Source organism: Rufibacter radiotolerans, assembly GCF_001078055.1.
GTDB lineage: Bacteria > Bacteroidota > Bacteroidia > Cytophagales > Hymenobacteraceae > Nibribacter > Nibribacter radiotolerans.
The window spans coordinates 2,138,909-2,153,949 of the sequence record NZ_CP010777.1 but is presented as its reverse complement, the minus strand read 5'-3'; the positions used below and the strand labels follow the sequence as shown (position 1 = coordinate 2,153,949).

Annotated in this window: 15 protein-coding genes; 11 read left to right on the top strand and 4 right to left on the bottom strand. The window is 50.9% G+C overall.

The window, feature by feature from the left end; translation table 11 throughout:
• Nucleotides 1–76: 76 nt before the first annotated feature.
• On the bottom strand, nt 77–2,353 hold the full coding sequence (locus tag TH63_RS08980) for a TonB-dependent receptor (protein ID WP_048920657.1): 2,277 nt from the start codon (nt 2,351–2,353) through the stop codon (nt 77–79).
• A 113-nt stretch (nt 2,354–2,466) separates the two neighbouring features.
• On the opposite strand from TH63_RS08980, the gene TH63_RS08975 reads away from it, so the two are divergent.
• Entirely contained in the window at nt 2,467–3,123 is a 657-nt protein-coding gene (locus TH63_RS08975) for a metal-dependent transcriptional regulator (RefSeq protein WP_048920656.1), read from the top strand.
• Between the two features lie 209 nt (nt 3,124–3,332).
• On the opposite strand, the gene TH63_RS08970 is transcribed toward TH63_RS08975, so the two are convergent.
• Complete coding sequence (locus TH63_RS08970; protein WP_048920655.1) at nt 3,333–3,671, bottom strand: tetratricopeptide repeat protein; 339 nt, start codon at nt 3,669–3,671, stop codon at nt 3,333–3,335.
• Nucleotides 3,672–3,732: 61 nt separating this feature from the next.
• Between TH63_RS08970 and TH63_RS08965 the strand changes: the two genes are divergently transcribed.
• The 4 genes from TH63_RS08965 (at nt 3,733) to TH63_RS08950 (ending at nt 7,474) form a co-directional block, all read left to right on the top strand.
• Nucleotides 3,733–4,470, top strand: coding sequence for an electron transfer flavoprotein subunit beta/FixA family protein (locus tag TH63_RS08965; RefSeq protein ID WP_048920654.1), 738 nt, complete (start codon nt 3,733–3,735; stop codon nt 4,468–4,470).
• Between the two features lie 2 nt (nt 4,471–4,472).
• Nucleotides 4,473–5,441 carry an electron transfer flavoprotein subunit alpha/FixB family protein gene (locus TH63_RS08960; protein ID WP_048920653.1) on the top strand — a complete coding sequence of 323 codons (969 nt, stop codon included), beginning with the start codon at nt 4,473–4,475 and terminating at the stop codon, nt 5,439–5,441.
• Nucleotides 5,442–5,459: 18 nt separating this feature from the next.
• Nucleotides 5,460–6,077 carry a bifunctional nuclease family protein gene (locus tag TH63_RS08955; RefSeq protein WP_048920652.1) on the top strand — a complete coding sequence of 206 codons (618 nt, stop codon included), beginning with the start codon at nt 5,460–5,462 and terminating at the stop codon, nt 6,075–6,077.
• Nucleotides 6,078–6,172: 95 nt separating this feature from the next.
• Nucleotides 6,173–7,474 (top strand): NupC/NupG family nucleoside CNT transporter, encoded by a 1,302-nt coding sequence (locus TH63_RS08950; protein WP_048920651.1) that lies wholly within the window; start codon nt 6,173–6,175, stop codon nt 7,472–7,474.
• A 180-nt stretch (nt 7,475–7,654) separates the two neighbouring features.
• Here the strand turns inward: TH63_RS08950 and TH63_RS08945 are convergent, their stop codons facing one another.
• Both TH63_RS08945 and TH63_RS08940 read right to left on the bottom strand, forming a co-directional pair.
• Nucleotides 7,655–8,473 carry an ABC transporter ATP-binding protein gene (locus TH63_RS08945; protein ID WP_048920650.1) on the bottom strand — a complete coding sequence of 273 codons (819 nt, stop codon included), beginning with the start codon at nt 8,471–8,473 and terminating at the stop codon, nt 7,655–7,657.
• Between the two features lie 42 nt (nt 8,474–8,515).
• Nucleotides 8,516–9,244, bottom strand: coding sequence for an MlaE family ABC transporter permease (locus tag TH63_RS08940; protein WP_048920649.1), 729 nt, complete (start codon nt 9,242–9,244; stop codon nt 8,516–8,518).
• A 109-nt stretch (nt 9,245–9,353) separates the two neighbouring features.
• Here TH63_RS08940 and TH63_RS08935 point away from each other — a divergent pair, with 109 nt between their 5' ends.
• The 6 genes from TH63_RS08935 to TH63_RS08910 all read left to right on the top strand — a co-directional run bounded on the left by TH63_RS08935 (nt 9,354) and on the right by TH63_RS08910 (nt 14,943).
• Nucleotides 9,354–10,061 (top strand): SDR family NAD(P)-dependent oxidoreductase, encoded by a 708-nt coding sequence (locus tag TH63_RS08935; protein ID WP_048920648.1) that lies wholly within the window; start codon nt 9,354–9,356, stop codon nt 10,059–10,061.
• Between the two features lie 272 nt (nt 10,062–10,333).
• Nucleotides 10,334–11,050, top strand: a complete 717-nt coding sequence (locus TH63_RS08930; protein WP_048920647.1) for an SDR family oxidoreductase — start codon at nt 10,334–10,336, stop codon at nt 11,048–11,050.
• A 9-nt stretch (nt 11,051–11,059) separates the two neighbouring features.
• The gene (gene gldA, locus TH63_RS08925; RefSeq protein WP_048920646.1) at nt 11,060–11,983 is read left to right on the top strand and encodes a gliding motility-associated ABC transporter ATP-binding subunit GldA; all 924 of its coding nucleotides are present in this window, start codon (nt 11,060–11,062) and stop codon (nt 11,981–11,983) included.
• A gap of 122 nt (nt 11,984–12,105) precedes the next feature.
• On the top strand, nt 12,106–12,834 hold the full coding sequence (gene gldF, locus TH63_RS08920) for a gliding motility-associated ABC transporter permease subunit GldF (RefSeq protein WP_048920645.1): 729 nt from the start codon (nt 12,106–12,108) through the stop codon (nt 12,832–12,834).
• Complete coding sequence (gldG, locus tag TH63_RS08915) at nt 12,828–14,537, top strand: gliding motility-associated ABC transporter substrate-binding protein GldG (protein WP_048920644.1); 1,710 nt, start codon at nt 12,828–12,830, stop codon at nt 14,535–14,537. Before gldF ends, gldG begins: the two co-directional genes overlap by 7 nt.
• Nucleotides 14,527–14,943, top strand: coding sequence for a GNAT family N-acetyltransferase (locus TH63_RS08910; RefSeq protein WP_048920643.1), 417 nt, complete (start codon nt 14,527–14,529; stop codon nt 14,941–14,943). The genes gldG and TH63_RS08910 overlap by 11 nt, the downstream gene beginning before the upstream one ends.
• The last annotated feature ends 98 nt before the right edge of the window (nt 14,944–15,041 follow it).

Here is a 15,041-nt window from a genome sequence, read left to right as displayed (position 1 = left end):
AGGCTGCAAAAGAAATTGACGTTCACTTCAGGCCCGAAAGATACGGGTAAAATTTGCCGTTTCCAGTAGGTGGCTTTTACTGGAAAGTATACCTCAGGCCTAGAAACCCTCTGATGCCTTGGTTAGGCGCAAAGACGTAGGTGGGGTCAAAGGTAAGGGCCTGAGGGTTATCAGGGGTGGCCATGGCCTGTCCCTGGGCATTGAATTTCACTTTCTTGTCAAAGGGGTCAAAGGCGCGGGCAATGCTGTTGGCCGGCGGGGTGTAGTTGAGCAGGTTTTTCACCCCACCATAAAATTCCCAGCCGCTTTTATAGCGCTTGGTAAGCTGCAGGTTCTGTATGCTCCACCAGGGAGAGATGGCCGCCCGGTCATCAAGTGGGCTTAAGAGCGGTAGCGCCATGGGGCCGTACACATTACCCGTATAATCTATTGAAAACCCAGATTTCCCGAAGGCATAGCCAATGTTCCAGACCCCAGATACTTTCTCCGTGAGGAGTTGCCTGGTTTTTTCGCCGTTCTCCTTTTTATACACCTCCATCACCGTACCACCGGCCAGTATTTTCAACCCGTTTGTCCAGGTCATGTCCAGGTTAAGGGAGATGCCTTTGGAGACGGCGGTGCCGGCCAGGTTGCGGTAAATGATCTGGTTGGGGTTGGTATCATAATCGGGCAAGATGCGGTTATTGAAGCGGGTATAGAAAATGCTGCCATCCAGGGCTATGAAATTATCCTTGGAGGTGTAGATCTCCCGCACGTAATTGAGGTTCACGTTCCAGGAGGTCTCGGGCCGAAGCTCCTGCTCAAAAACCACCTCGCGGGCGCCAGTGAGGGCCGCGTGGTCTTCGGTGAACACGTGGGCCACCCGGTAGCCGTTGCCGGCGCTAAGGCGAAGCGTGTGCAGACGGTCTGCAGAGGTCCATTTGTAGTTCAGGCGCGGGGTGAAGATAGAGCCATGCCGGGAATTGTAGTCATACCGCAGCCCCAACAACACCTTGTTCTGGTCGTTCAGGGCCACTTCATCCTGCAGGAAAACACCGGGCAAGAGGGTATGGGTGGGCTGGTTTTCTGGAGTTACCCCTGGTTTGGCAGTGGCGGGGGTATTGTCATCATAATACGTATACCGCAGGGCAGAACCGGCCAGCAGATCATGCCGGGCGCCCAGCGATTTTTGCCAGGTCAGTTGCCCGAACCCAATGTACTGGCTGGCCAGGAAAACAGTCTGCCCGTACACCGAATTCTGGTCATGCCCGTTGGTGCTGAACTGGAAATTAATTGTCTCTTTCACCGGCAACTGGTACACCCCGAACAGTTCCCAGCGCTTGGTGTAAATACTCTCCCCGTAAATGCTGTCGCCTCCTCTAAAGGCCGGGGTCCAGTTCATTTGTCCGCCCCACCGGTCTTCATACACGTAACGCCCTGCCACCGAGAAGGTCCGGTCTTCTTTCCTGTTAAAGGTCCATTTGTTGAATAATGAAATGCGGTGCTGCAAGGTCACATCGGTGAAACCGTCTTTGTTGTTGTCAATGGGATTCTGGTAGTTGAAATAACTGACGCCCAGCAAGGAGTTCGCTTTTTGACCCACTTTCGTCTTCAGACCCAAATCGGCGTTCACTTCACCCCAGGTGGTGGTGAACACGTCTGCCGAGAATAGAGGGGCGGTTTCGGGCTTTTTGGTGATGATGTTGATCAGGCCTCCCACGGCCTCTGAGCCATAGAGCGTAGAGGCGGGGCCTTTTACTACTTCCACCCGTTGCAATAGTGCCTGCGGAATACCTGTCAACCCATATACCGTGGAGAGCCCGCTCACTATGGGCATACCGTCCAGCAGCACCATGGTGTAGGGTCCTTCTAAGCCGTTAATATGGATGTCGCCGGTGTTACAGACGTTGCAATTAAGCTGCGGCCGGACCCCATTCACGTGCTGCATAGACTCAAATAAGGAAGGGGCGGGGTTTGCCTGGAAGAACTTAGCGGTATACACTTCTACTGGCACCGGGCTCTCCAATTTGGTGACTTCTTTCATGGTGCCGGAAATGACCACTTCTTTTAAAGCCGCGGTGGCTTCCCTCAACTGGAAATGCATTTCCACCTTCTCCCCACTTTTCAGAGTTACGGATCTTTGTTGAGAGACATAACCAAGGGCTGACACCGTTACCTGGTATTTCCCTTCGGGGATATTCTGGATTTGATAAAAGCCTTTGTCATTAGAGGAAGAACCCAAGGAAGTTCCCTGGAGGGCCACGGTGGCAAAAGCGATTGGTTGGCCCTGGTGGGTGATGGTCCCGGACAGGTTAGCAGTTTGTGCAAAAACGGAGGAAGAGATAAAAAGGAGAAGTAAATATTTCATAGCCATACGCAAATCCAAAGTTGTAGAATAAGTACGAGCTATGAAACTAATAAGTTAGAATACTCTAACTTTATTTTTAAACGGGATTGTATATATTTGTTTTTAATCCGTCACCGCTAATGGTCACCCACACCGAGGAAAATTATCTGAAAGCCCTGTTCACCCTGGCCAACGAGGCCAGTGAGGTGAATATCTCTGATTTGGGCATCTTGCTGGAGGTGAGTACCCCTACGGTGAACAGCATGGTGAAAAAGCTGCATGCCAAAGACTTGGTGGTCTATGAGAAATACCGCCCGTTGGTCTTAACCGCCAAAGGCCGCAAAGAGGCCGCCCTCATTATCCGGAAACATCGGCTCACCGAAATGTACCTGGTGGAGAAAATGGGTTTTGGCTGGGAAGAAGTGCATGAGATCGCCGAGCAGGTGGAGCACATTACCTCCTGGGCCTTCTTTGACAAAATGGATGACTTGATGGGGCACCCTACGGTAGATCCCCATGGCTCGCCTATCCCAGATAAAAACGGGCAAGTGGACCGCAAGCCGCTACTTAAGCTGAGCACCTGTCAGGCAGGAGAGCAGGTACGGTTAGAGGCCCTGGCCAATTCCTCCACGGAGTTTCTCAAATACCTGAACAGCAAACAGCTGAGCCTGGGCGTGAACCTGGAGATTGTGTCTGTGGAAGCCTTTGACGGCAGTATGGTCGTTAAATACCTGGGTCATACCGCTCAATCCCTTAGCCAGACAGTGTGCGAGAAGTTACAAGTGCAGAAGCTGTAAGTGACAATCCTTCTGTCTTTTGCTTCTGGTTGGCTTATTTCAGTCACGCATACTTATCTAAATGGAAGCCGTCTCAGAGGCAAAACCTTGAAAGGCACCAGGTCCGTCAAAAAATACCCCTCCTTAAAAAGCTATCTAAAGCCATTTTAAGCCCGTTTTGCATGAAACAGGCAAAAAACAGCCAAAGTAGTATGCATGCCAACTAAATTTTAGTCATCTTCGTAGTCTAAACCCATCATCTGGTTGTAGGCTTGCTGCAACTCAGAAAAGGCGTGGAGCTGGCCTTGTTGCCGGCTTACCTGCATGCCTTTGTGGTAAGCTTGCTTGGCGAGTTCCGGTTCCTCTAACTGCAGGTAGAGGCTGGCCGCGTGGTAATAAGTACCTACATACTCAGGATGTTCGGCTAACAGTTTCTCGTAAAAAAAACGGGCTTTCTCAACGTTGTTAGGGCGGTATTCCGTGGCTATGGCGTATATGGTGAACGGATCTGTAGGATCCTGCTCATAGAAGGCCAGGAGTTGCGTCAATCTGCTGTTAGTCGTTTCCATTTGATGAATTATTCTTTAAATTGCCCACAAAATTAACTTAAATCCGCTAACCCTAAGTCAAATGAAGATCTTAGTTTGCATTAGCAACGTTCCTGATACCACCACTAAAATAACCTTTACCCCTGACGGTAAATCGTTTAACACGGCCGGGGTACAGTTTGTGATAAATCCGTATGACGAGTATGCCTTGACCCGCGCCATTGAGCTCAAAGAAGCCCAGGGTGGAACGGTGACGGTGTTGAATGTAGGGGAGGCAGATACGGAGCCAAACATCAGAAAAGCGTTGGCCATTGGCGCCGATGATGCCATACGAGTAAATATTAAACCCACCGATGCCTTTTTGGTGGCGCAGCAGATTGCGCACTACGCTAAAGAAGGCGGGTATGACCTTATTTTAATGGGCCGCGAGTCCATTGACTACAACGGTTTCCAGGTACATGGCATGGTGGGCGAACTGATGGGAATTCCCACCATTGCGCCGGCCATGAAGCTGGACGTGAACGGTTCTACCGCCACCCTGGAGCGCGAGATTGAAGGCGGAAAGGAAATCATAGAAGTGGCGCTGCCCTTGGTGGCCAGTGCCCAGCAGCCTATGTCTGAGCCCCGCATCCCTAACATGCGCGGCATCATGACCGCTCGCACCAAGCCTTTGCAGGTAGTGGAGCCGGTGGGCCAGGAAGCCAAAACCAGCGTGCAGAAGTATGAACTTCCGCCGGCCAAGTCTGGCGTGAAGATGATTCCTGCCGAGAATGCCGGTGAGCTGATTAAATTATTACGTAACGAAGCTAAAGTTCTATAAGCATGTCCGTATTAGTTGTAATAGAATGCGCGAACGGCGAAGTGAAAAAGTCTTCTTTGGAAGCCGCTTCGTACGGGAGCAAAGTAGCCGCTGACCTGGGTACCACGGCCACGGCCGTTGCCATTGGTGATGTGCAGCCAGATGCCCTTAAAGGCCTGGGTGAGCAGGGGATTACTAAAGTGTTGTTAGACAATGACAAGCGTCTTCATGATTTTGTGGGCGCGGCCTATGTGAAAGTGATTGCCAAAGCCGCCGAGCAGGAAAACTCCAGCGTGATTGTGCTGTCTAACTCCAACATCGGCGCCGCCATTGGCAGCCGCCTGGCCGTTAAACTAATCGCCAGCCTGGCTACCAATGTGGTGTCTCTGCCCCAGATCAACGGATCTACCTTTACCGTACGCCGCGGGGTATTCTCCGGGAAGGCGTTCTCTGAGGTAGAACTGACTTCAGACAAAAAAATAATTGCGGTAAAGAAAAACGCGCTGGAATTTGACACCACTGCCGGGGCCACCGCCACGGTAGAGAATTTCTCGGCTGACCTTTCTGACGCAGACTTCGTGGCCGCCCCCAAAGAAACCATTAAACAGTCCGGAGACATCCTGTTAACCGAGGCCGAAGTGGTAGTTTCAGGCGGAAGAGGCCTGAAAGGGCCTGAAAACTGGCATTTGATTGAAGAATTAGCTAAAACTTTAGGTGCCGCCACCGCCTGCTCCAAACCGGTGGCAGACGTGGGCTGGAGACCTCACCATGAGCACGTTGGCCAGACCGGTATCACCGTTAGCCCTAATTTATACATTGCCGTGGGTATCTCTGGGGCCATCCAGCACCTGGCAGGGGTTAACTCTTCTAAAGTAATTGTCGTTATCAATAAAGATCCGGAAGCACCCTTCTTTAAAGCCGCAGATTACGGTATTGTAGGAGATGCCCTGGAGATTGTTCCTAAATTGATAGAAGCTGCCAAAGCTTTATAGACAAAGACGAGAGAAACTGTGAAGAAAATTGAGCTAGAGATTTTGGGTTTGTCATCAAGCCAGTCGCAGTCCGGTTCTTTTGCCCTGGTATTAGGGGAGAAGGACGGTACCCGGCGTTTGCCCATCATTATTGGGATGTTTGAGGCACAATCCATTGCCATTCAGATTGAGAAGATTAATCCTACCCGGCCGCTGACCCATGACCTTTTTAAGTCTTTTGCCCAGCAAATGGACGTAAGCGTGCAAGAGATTATGATCTCAGACCTGAAAGAAGGCGTGTTTTTCTCCAAGATTGTCTGCACTGATGGCGAGAAGGAGTTTGAGCTGGATGCCCGCCCCTCAGATGCCATTGCCATTGGCCTGCGTTTTGGGGTTCCTATCTATACCGTTGAATCCGTTCTATCTGAGGCAGGCATTATCCTGAGCGACATGGACGAGGAGGAGGAGGAAGAGGAAACCGACGAAATCCCTACCTCATCCACTTCCACGCCCAGCGCGTCTACCCCATCTGCCGGCAAGAGCAACATTACAGAGGTTTCTGTGGAAGAGCTTAATAAGATGCTGAATGAGGCGCTGGAGAAAGAAGATTATGAAAGAGCGGCCAAGATCCGGGATGAATTGAACAAACGGAATTAGCCTTTTTAAAGCATACAAAGAAAAAGTCTTGGGCCTGGCTCAAGACTTTTTTTTATGACCATAATTTGGCTTATTTTTGGCGATATTTGACCTCTATGTTATCTGTTCTTCAGGGAGCCATCGGCTATTTTGTTCTTATTGGTATTGCCATTCTCTTCTCCACCAACCGCAAGGCCATTAGTTGGAAACTGGTGGGAGTAGGTGTCCTCATCCAGATCATCTTTGGGGTGCTGGTAACGGAAGTAGGATTTATAAAAGCCGGTTTTGAGGCCGTGAGTGAAGGCTTTGTGAAACTGTTGAGCTTCTCCAGCGCAGGGTCTTCCTTCCTTTTCGGGGAATTGGCCAACCCGGGTTCCAAGACCGGAATTGGCTTCATTTTCGCCTTTAACGTATTACCCACCATCATCTTCTTTTCTACCGTAACCGCGGGCCTTTATTACCTGGGCGTTTTGCAGAAGATTGTGTTTGGGATTGCCTGGGTCATGTCTAAAGGCATGCGGCTGTCTGGCGCGGAAAGCCTTTCAGCGGCCGGTAACATCTTCCTGGGCCAGACAGAGGCTCCTTTATTGGTAAGGCCCTTCATCCAGAACATGACCAAGTCTGAGCTCATGTGTCTTATGACGGGGGGTATGGCTACGCTGGCAGGTGGCGTACTGGCAGCTTACGTAGCGTTCCTGGGCGGCGGTGACCCTGTGCAGCAGGCTATTTTTGCGGCCCACCTCTTAACGGCCTCTATCATGAACGCCCCGGCGGGTATTGTCATGGCCAAGATTCTGGTACCAGAAACTGAAGGAGATAAGATCAACACCGAACTGGAAGTAAACAAAGAGTCTTTGGGCGTGAACATCATTGACGCCATGTCTACCGGCGCCGCCGATGGACTGAAACTGGCCTTGAACGTGGGTGGTATGCTTTTAGCCTTTATTGCCGTGATTGCCCTATTGAATTCTATTTTGATGAGCATGGGTTCTTACTCCGGCTTAAACGAGATGATCGTAAGCTCTACCGGTGGTCGGTTTGAAGGACTTAACTTCCAGTACATCTTAGGGCAGATCTTTAGGGTATTCGCCTTTTTAATGGGTAGCCCTTGGGAAGACACCTTGCAGGTGGGTAGCCTTTTAGGGCAGAAAACCGCGGTGAACGAATTTGTGGCTTACCTTGATTTGGCTAAGATGAAAGCAGAAGGAACCATCGCTCCTAAATCCATCATTTTGGCTACCTACGCTCTCTGCGGGTTCTCTAACTTCAGTTCTATTGCCATCCAGATTGGCGGTATTGGCGGCATGGCTCCTAACCAGCAAGGTAACCTATCTAAGCTAGGCCTAAGAGCCCTCTTAGGCGCATCCATTGCCTGTATGATGACCGCTACCATTGCCGGTATCCTGTTCGAGCTCTAAGCGCTTATTATAAACGAAAGCAAAAGCCCCGGCTCCTGAGTTAAACCAGAAGCCGGGGCTTTTGCTTTCGCTACAATCCTATAACTTATTAGAAAGGGAAACTGGCTTTTTTACAGAATCCTGTTTTAGGACCGTTTTTAGTAAAACGACCCTAAAACAGGATTTGCATTAGGGGATGGGTTACCTGTTTTCTTCTTTTTTCTGCTCTTCTTCCTCTTCCAGTTTATTCTGTTCTTCCTCTTCAATCTGCTCAATCTTTTTGGCGTCCCGCATGAGGCGGTTAGAGAAGATGAAGTCGTTGAGTTCTTTCACGTGGGTGTCCATAATGGTGCTGCTATGGCCTTCCCAGAGTTTTTTACCCTCATACAGGAACATGACGTTGTCTCCGTACTCCAGCACCGAGTTCATGTCATGGGTTACCACAATGGTGGTGATGTCATATTCCTCCGTGATCTCCTTAATGAGTTCGTCAATCTTAAGGGCGGTCAAAGGGTCCAGGCCAGAGTTGGGCTCATCACAGAACAAGTAGGTACAATGGGGCGCAATGGCGCGGGCAATGCCAACGCGTTTCTTCATCCCGCCGCTGAGTTCAGAGGGCATCAAGTTTCCGGCGTTTTCCAGCCCTACGCGCTTTAAACAAAACTCTACCCGCTCTTTTCGTTCGGCCTTGCCCATGTCGGTGAGCATGATCAAGGGGAATTCCACGTTCTCGTTCACGTTCATGGAGTCAAACAAGGCCCCGCCCTGGAACAGCATGCCAATCTTACGGCGTATTTCCTGTTTAATGTCCAGTTTGTTGTTGGCGAAGATACGGCCATCATAGGTAATGCTGCCTACGTCTGGCTTTACCAGACCTACAATGCATTTAAGCAGCACGCTTTTTCCGGTACCGCTGGCGCCTAACAGCATATTCATCTTCCCAGATTCAAAGACGCCACTAATGCCTTTCAGCACCTTTTTACCGTTAAAGCTTTTCTGGATGTTATGTATTTCAATCATGTTGGTAAAATCTGAATAGGTAGCCCTAAGGCGGTCCTACGTTTAGAGCAGCACCTGGGCAAGAACGTAGTCGGCAATTAAGATGGCAATCACGCTGCTGGTCACGGCATTGGTACTCGCCCGGCCTACCTCCAGGGCACCCCCAGAGGTAAAATAGCCCTGGTAAGAAGAAATGGAGGCTATTAGAAAGGCAAATACAAAAGACTTGATCAGGGCGAAGGTGATGTTATACGGAATGAACGAGGACCTAAGGCCAATGATATATTCCTGCCCAGACAAGGCACCCGATAGCGTTCCGGCCAGATACCCGCCCAGAATGGACAAGAACATGGAGATGATCACCAGCATAGGGAACACCAGCAGGGAGGCAATGATTTTAGGCAAAACCAGGTAAGAGGCAGAGTTGATTCCCATTACTTCCAGGGCGTCTATCTGCTCTGTGATGCGCATGGTACCCAGCCCGCCGGCAATATTGGAACCCACCTTGCCGGCCAGCACAATAGAGGTGATGGTGGGGGCCAGTTCCAGAATGGTCATCTCCCGCACCATAAACCCGATGGTGGAGTTAGGGATAAGCGCGTTGGTGAGGTTGTAGGAAATCTGCACGCAGGTTACCGCCCCAATAAAGGAAGAGACCACCCCCACAATAAAGATGGAATCAATACCAATAAGAATGGCTTCATCTATGACCCTGTTAAAGAGGATTTTGAAAGACTCTCCCCGTTTTACCAGGGTGGACAGGAAGAGTAAAAAGGCACCAAAGGTTTTCATGTGGGAGGTAAGAAAATGGTTTTGCGGCGCAGCCGCAAATGCAGGCCCTTAGGCCATTCTATGTTTCAAATGCCTATATTACGTTGAAAAAAGAAAAAACATCATTGTCATGCAAAAATATATAGTGGTGACCGGCGGCACGAAAGGCATTGGCAGAGCCATTGTAGACCGTTTCGCGGCCGAAGGGTTCCATATAATCACCTGCGCCCGCCATGAGCAGGACCTGAAGAAACTGAAACTGGAGATTGAGCGTGATTTCACCTTCTCAAAGGTTTTCTACCAGGCCGTAGACGTAGGGCAGGAAGGGGAGATTAAGCGCTTTCTGGAGTACATCAAAACCCTGAAAGTAAAGATTGACGTGCTGGTGAACAACGCCGGCTTTTTCATACCGGGCATGATCCATGAGGAGAGTGAGACCGTGCTGCGCGAAATGATCAACACCAACCTTTACAGCGCCTATGACCTGACCAAAGGCCTGGTAGGCGACATGATCAAGCGCCGCGATGGGCATATCTTCACCATCTGCTCCACGGCCAGCGTGACGGCCTACACCAACGGAGGCTCCTACTGTATAGCTAAGCATGCCCTCTACGGCATGACCCGCGTGCTGCGCGAAGAACTCAAAGAACACGGAATTCGGGTCACTGCCGTTCTGCCGGGTGCCACCTTCACCGCCAGCTGGGAAGGAGTAGACCTGCCCAAAGACCGCTTCATGAAACCCGAAGATGTAGCCCAGGCCATTTTCACCGCCCACTGCCTGTCTAAAAACACCGTCATTGAAGAATTGCTGCTGAGGCCGCAGTTAGGAGATATTTAGTTACTAGTATTTAGTGTTTAGTAATTAGTTGTCAGGGAAAAAAAGGGTAATCCTATAGATAATGTAAAGGCGTTTTGAGGGTTTTTTTCAGAAAACAGGCCAAAAACGGATAGGTGTGTTTTAGGAAAATGCCTTGTTCTTGGATTTCAAACCTCGGTCTATAAGCAGCCTTCCATTACTAACTACTAGTAACTAATCACGAACAACTAACCACAATAACCCGCTTTTGACTAATTTTGAAAGGAAGTTGAATCTACTAGCGTAAACCATATATGGAACTAGAAGGAAAAGTAGTAGTGATTACCGGAGCCAGCAGCGGTATAGGCCTGGCTGCCGCCAAGTTACTATTGGAGCAAGGCGCCACCGTAGTAAGTTGGAGCCGTTCCCGCCCTAAAATTTCACACCCTGATTTTTATTTCTTTGAGTGCGATGTGCGCCACGAGCAATCGGTCTGGACCGCCTTTGAGCAGACCGTGGAGCGCCTTCGGCAGAACATATCTGTGCTCATTAACAATGCCGGCCTGGGCATTCAGGGTGCAATGGATACCATGAGCCCCAAAGACTGGCTCACCATGATGGATACCAACGTTAACGGTATATTCTACTGCACGCGCCTGGTGTTGCCTCAAATGAAAAAGCAGATGGAGGGCCATATCATCAACATCTCCTCCATTGCCGGCCTTACCGGTATTGAGAACATGAGCGGCTACTGCGCCACCAAGTTCGCGGTACGCGGAATTTCCCAGGCTTTGTTCAAAGAGGTTCGTCCGTTTGGCGTGAAGGTGACCTGTATTTACCCGGGCTCTACCGCCACCGCCTTCTTTGACGGCTTTGAAGGCACCGGCACCGCCCCTAAGAACATGATGCAGCCCGAGGATATTGCCTCTACCATTCTGCACGTGCTGCAGTCGCCGCCCAACTACCACCACGTGGATATTGAGGTGCGCCCGCTTATGCCCAAGGGAAGGCCTGAGCCAAAGAAAGCCTAATCTGCCTACATGGGAATTGAGATAAAAGACCTTACCAAACTCTATGGGACCCAGGCCGCCGTGGACCATGTGTCATTTACGGTGGGCACGGGTGAGATTGTAGGCTTTCTGGGACCCAACGGGGCCGGAAAATCCACGACCATGAAAATTGCCACCTGCTACCTTCCGCCTACCAGCGGAACGGTGCTGGTGAATGGGTTTGACGTGCTGGAGCAACCCATGGAAGTCCGGCGGCAGGTAGGGTACCTGCCCGAGCACAACCCGCTGTACCTGGACATGTACGTGCGCGAATACCTCCATTTTGTTGGGAAACTGCACGGCCTGGGAAGCGGCCAGGTGAAAGCCCGCACCGATGAAATGGTGAATTTGTGTGGCCTCACCCGCGAGAGCCACAAAAAGATTGGCGCCTTGTCAAAAGGCTACCGCCAGCGGGTTGGGTTGGCGCAGGCGCTTATCCATGACCCCCAGGTTTTAATTTTAGATGAGCCCACCACCGGCTTGGACCCTAACCAGATTGTAGAGATCAGGCAACTGATCAAAGAGGTGGGCCAATCCAAAACGGTGCTGTTCTCCACCCACATCATGCAGGAAGTCAGCGCCCTCTGTGACCGTGTGCTCATCATTAACCAAGGCAAACTGGTGGCAGACAGTCCCGTGGCCGAACTCAAAAACATGGGCCGCCAGGAAACCAGAATCCTGGCTGAGTTTGAGTCAGACGTGCACCCGGAAAAAGCCTTGCTTTCTTTGCCCGGAGTGGAAAGGGTAGAGCTCGCCGGTGCGTTGAAATACCGCATTGTGGCTGGCTCAACTTCAGACCTTAGGTCGGCTATTTTTAGGATGGCCGGGGAGCAGGGCTGGCCGCTGGTAGGGCTTCAGCAGGAAGAGAACTCATTGGAGAAGCTGTTCCAGGAACTGACCAACAGCGGCAAATAGCCATTTCTGTTTTGGGCCTGTTTTCTCCAAAACAGGCCCAAAACAGAAGGCAGAATAATAACTCAACCCTTAAGCTAACCAAATCCTGATACTTGTGTCTTGATACCTGTGTCTAAAAAATTATGTTCGCCATCCTTTCCAAAGAATTCAATTCCTACCTCAACTCTCTTATCGGCTATATAGTCATTGGGGTGTTTCTGGTGGCCACGGGGCTGTTTATGTGGGTGTTCCCAGACAGCAGCGTGCTGGACTACGGCTACGCCGATCTGCAGAGCGTTTTCCTGCTGGCACCCTGGCTGTTTTTGTTCCTGATTCCGGCCATTACCATGCGCACCTTCGCCGAAGAGCGGAAGGGCGGCACTATGGAACTGCTGCTGACCAAGCCTTTGTCAGATACTCAATTGCTGCTAGGCAAATACTTCGCCTGCTTGCTGCTGGTACTGTTTGCCCTGTTGCCGTCCTTGCTGTATTATGTAAGCGTGTACCAACTGGGCGACCCGGTGGGCAACATAGATTCAGCGGCCGTTGCAGGATCTTACTTGGGGCTGGTATTTCTGGCGGCCGTGTTTGTGGCCATGGGCGTGTTTGCGTCGTCGCTTACGGAGAACCAGATTGTGGCCTTTATCCTGGCGGTGTTCCTGTGTTACCTGGTGTACACCGGGTTTGATCTGCTGGCCTCTATAGATGCGTGGGGTACCTTTTCTTACTACATCGCGCAGTTAGGCATCTCTTACCACTACAACGCCATCAGTAAGGGCCTGATAGACTCCCGTGATGTGCTGTATTTCCTGAGCGTGATCACCATTATGCTACTAGCCACTAAACTTGTATTGGAGAGCAGAAAATGGTAGAGCAGACCCAACCTAATCCGCAAAAGCCGGTGGTGGAAAGCCGCCGCCGCCATGACTGGACCTTTTTCCTGGTAGCCGTAGGGCTGCTGCTGGTCCTCAACTTTGTGGCCAACCGCTACTTCTTCCGGCTAGACCTCACCGAGGACAAACGCTATTCTATCTCAGACCAAACCAAAACCTTACTGGCCAACCTGAAGGAGCCGGTGAACATAACCGTGTACCTGGAAGGCGAATTCCCGGCGGGGTTCCGGCGCCTGCAGAACAGCACACGTGAGATGCTGGAAGAATTCCGGCTGTATTCAGACGGTCGGGTGCAGTACCAGTTTATAGACCCTAACGCCAACACCAATGAAGAGGCCCGCAACCAGTTCTATACCCAATTGGCGCAGAAAGGACTGCAGCCCACCAACCTGTTTGCGCAGGAAGGAGATAAAAAGGTAGAAAAAATCGTCTTTCCGGGCGCCTTGATTTCCGCGGGAAGCAAAGAGACAGCGGCCACTTTACTCAAAGGAAGCCAAACGGCTTCGCCGGAAGAACGGTTAAACCAATCTATTGAAGGGCTGGAGTATGAACTGGCTACGGGCATCCAGAAAGTAGCTTCCACCAGTGCCGGCCGCATTGGTGTGCTACAAGGCCACGGGGAACTCTGGTTACCGCAGGCCGCCGATTTCTTGGGCACCTTGTCTGAATACTACACCGTGAACCGCGTGAACCTGTCTCAGGTACCCAACCTGAACAACTTCAACCTGGTGGTGCTCATGAAACCTACCCAGCCTTTTTCTGAGCAGGACAAATACAAAATGGATCAGTTCCTGATCAGAGGCGGGAAACTGCTCTTTATGCTGGACGGCGTGCGGGCCTCGCTGGATAGCGTGAGGGAGGAAGGCGCCCTGGCGTTCCCGTATGACCTCAACCTGCAGGACATGTTGTTTAAGTATGGGGTGCGCGTAAACCCAGACCTGGTGCAGGACCTAAATTCCAGCTTCATACCTATGGTAACAGGGTACATGGGCAACCAGCCGCAGACCCAGCTGGTGCCCTGGCGCTATTACCCTTTGATCAATAGCTTCAGTGAGTTGCCGGTTACCCGCAACCTGGATGCCGTGCAGACCAAGTTTGTGAGCTCCCTGGATACCGTGAAAGCCATGGGCATCAAAAAATCCCCGCTTATGTGGACCTCCCAGTATTCGCGCAAGCGCGATTCACCGGTTTCCATTTCCTTGAATGACCCCAGAGTAGACCGTTACCCCAAGCTTTTCAATCAAAACGCCATTCCGGTGGGGTACCTGCTGGAAGGCAAGTTCCAATCCGTATTCAAAAACCGGCCGGTGCCGGAAGGGTCCTCTATTCCGTTCCTGCCGGAAAGCAAAGCCTCACAGATAGTGGTGTTCTCTGACGGAGATCTGGCGGCCAACGAGGTAGATCCACGGTCGGGGAGGCCTTTGGAACTGGGTTTTGACCGATTCACCCGCACCCGCTTTGCCAACAAAGAGCTCCTGAAAAACGTGGTAGACTATCTGCTCAATGAAAAGGGACTGATAGAATTGAGAGGGAAAGAGATCAAGTTAAGACCGCTGGATAAGCTCAAGCTGCGGGAAGAAAGAACCAAATGGCAGGCCATTAACCTGGGCATTCCGCTGGTGTTGCTGGCGCTGTTTGGGGTGGTGAAATTCTGGCTCCGGAAGCGCAAGTATGCCCGGTAAACTTGAAATCAAAGAGATATCCGCAGATCAGACCTGGCTTATTCGGCAGATGGTTATGTGGCCCAACAAGCCACTAAGCTTTGTGCAGTTACCGGATGATGACCAGGGGCAACATTTTGGGTTGATGGTGGATCAGCAGATTATCTCGGTGGTGTCTCTTTTCCGTAACGGGCATCAGGCGCAATTCAGGAAATTCGCTACGCTGCCCACCTTTCAGAAAAGAGGCTATGGCAGCAAGCTTTTAGAACATGTATTTTCGGTGGCGGCCAGCCAAAACATTACCTTGGTGTGGTGCCATGCCCGTGCCTCGGCCTTAGAATTCTACCAGAAAATGGGGATGGAACCCGAAGGGGAATGTTTTTGCCGGGATGGGTTGGAGTACGTGAAAATGAGAAAGGCTTTTTAACTTCCAGGCGTTTTGTAAGATTCAAAAGTAAAAAATCAGCGGTCCGTTTTGGGCCTGTTTTTCAAAAAGCAGGCCCAAAACGGACCGCTGCTGTGTAA

What these genes read in the sequence shown, in the direction of transcription:
- TH63_RS08980 (WP_048920657.1), bottom strand. Translation starts at nt 2,353, where the DNA reads ATGGCTATGAAATATTTACTTCTCCTTTTTATCTCTTCCTCCGTTTTT.
- TH63_RS08975 (WP_048920656.1), top strand. Translation starts at nt 2,467, where the DNA reads ATGGTCACCCACACCGAGGAAAATTATCTGAAAGCCCTGTTCACCCTG.
- TH63_RS08970 (WP_048920655.1), bottom strand. Translation starts at nt 3,671, where the DNA reads ATGGAAACGACTAACAGCAGATTGACGCAACTCCTGGCCTTCTATGAG.
- TH63_RS08965 (WP_048920654.1), top strand. Translation starts at nt 3,733, where the DNA reads ATGAAGATCTTAGTTTGCATTAGCAACGTTCCTGATACCACCACTAAA.
- TH63_RS08960 (WP_048920653.1), top strand. Translation starts at nt 4,473, where the DNA reads ATGTCCGTATTAGTTGTAATAGAATGCGCGAACGGCGAAGTGAAAAAG.
- TH63_RS08950 (WP_048920651.1), top strand. Translation starts at nt 6,173, where the DNA reads ATGTTATCTGTTCTTCAGGGAGCCATCGGCTATTTTGTTCTTATTGGT.
- TH63_RS08945 (WP_048920650.1), bottom strand. Translation starts at nt 8,473, where the DNA reads ATGATTGAAATACATAACATCCAGAAAAGCTTTAACGGTAAAAAGGTG.
- TH63_RS08940 (WP_048920649.1), bottom strand. Translation starts at nt 9,244, where the DNA reads ATGAAAACCTTTGGTGCCTTTTTACTCTTCCTGTCCACCCTGGTAAAA.
- TH63_RS08935 (WP_048920648.1), top strand. Translation starts at nt 9,354, where the DNA reads ATGCAAAAATATATAGTGGTGACCGGCGGCACGAAAGGCATTGGCAGA.
- TH63_RS08930 (WP_048920647.1), top strand. Translation starts at nt 10,334, where the DNA reads ATGGAACTAGAAGGAAAAGTAGTAGTGATTACCGGAGCCAGCAGCGGT.
- gldA (WP_048920646.1), top strand. Translation starts at nt 11,060, where the DNA reads ATGGGAATTGAGATAAAAGACCTTACCAAACTCTATGGGACCCAGGCC.
- gldF (WP_048920645.1), top strand. Translation starts at nt 12,106, where the DNA reads ATGTTCGCCATCCTTTCCAAAGAATTCAATTCCTACCTCAACTCTCTT.
- gldG (WP_048920644.1), top strand. Translation starts at nt 12,828, where the DNA reads ATGGTAGAGCAGACCCAACCTAATCCGCAAAAGCCGGTGGTGGAAAGC.
- TH63_RS08910 (WP_048920643.1), top strand. Translation starts at nt 14,527, where the DNA reads ATGCCCGGTAAACTTGAAATCAAAGAGATATCCGCAGATCAGACCTGG.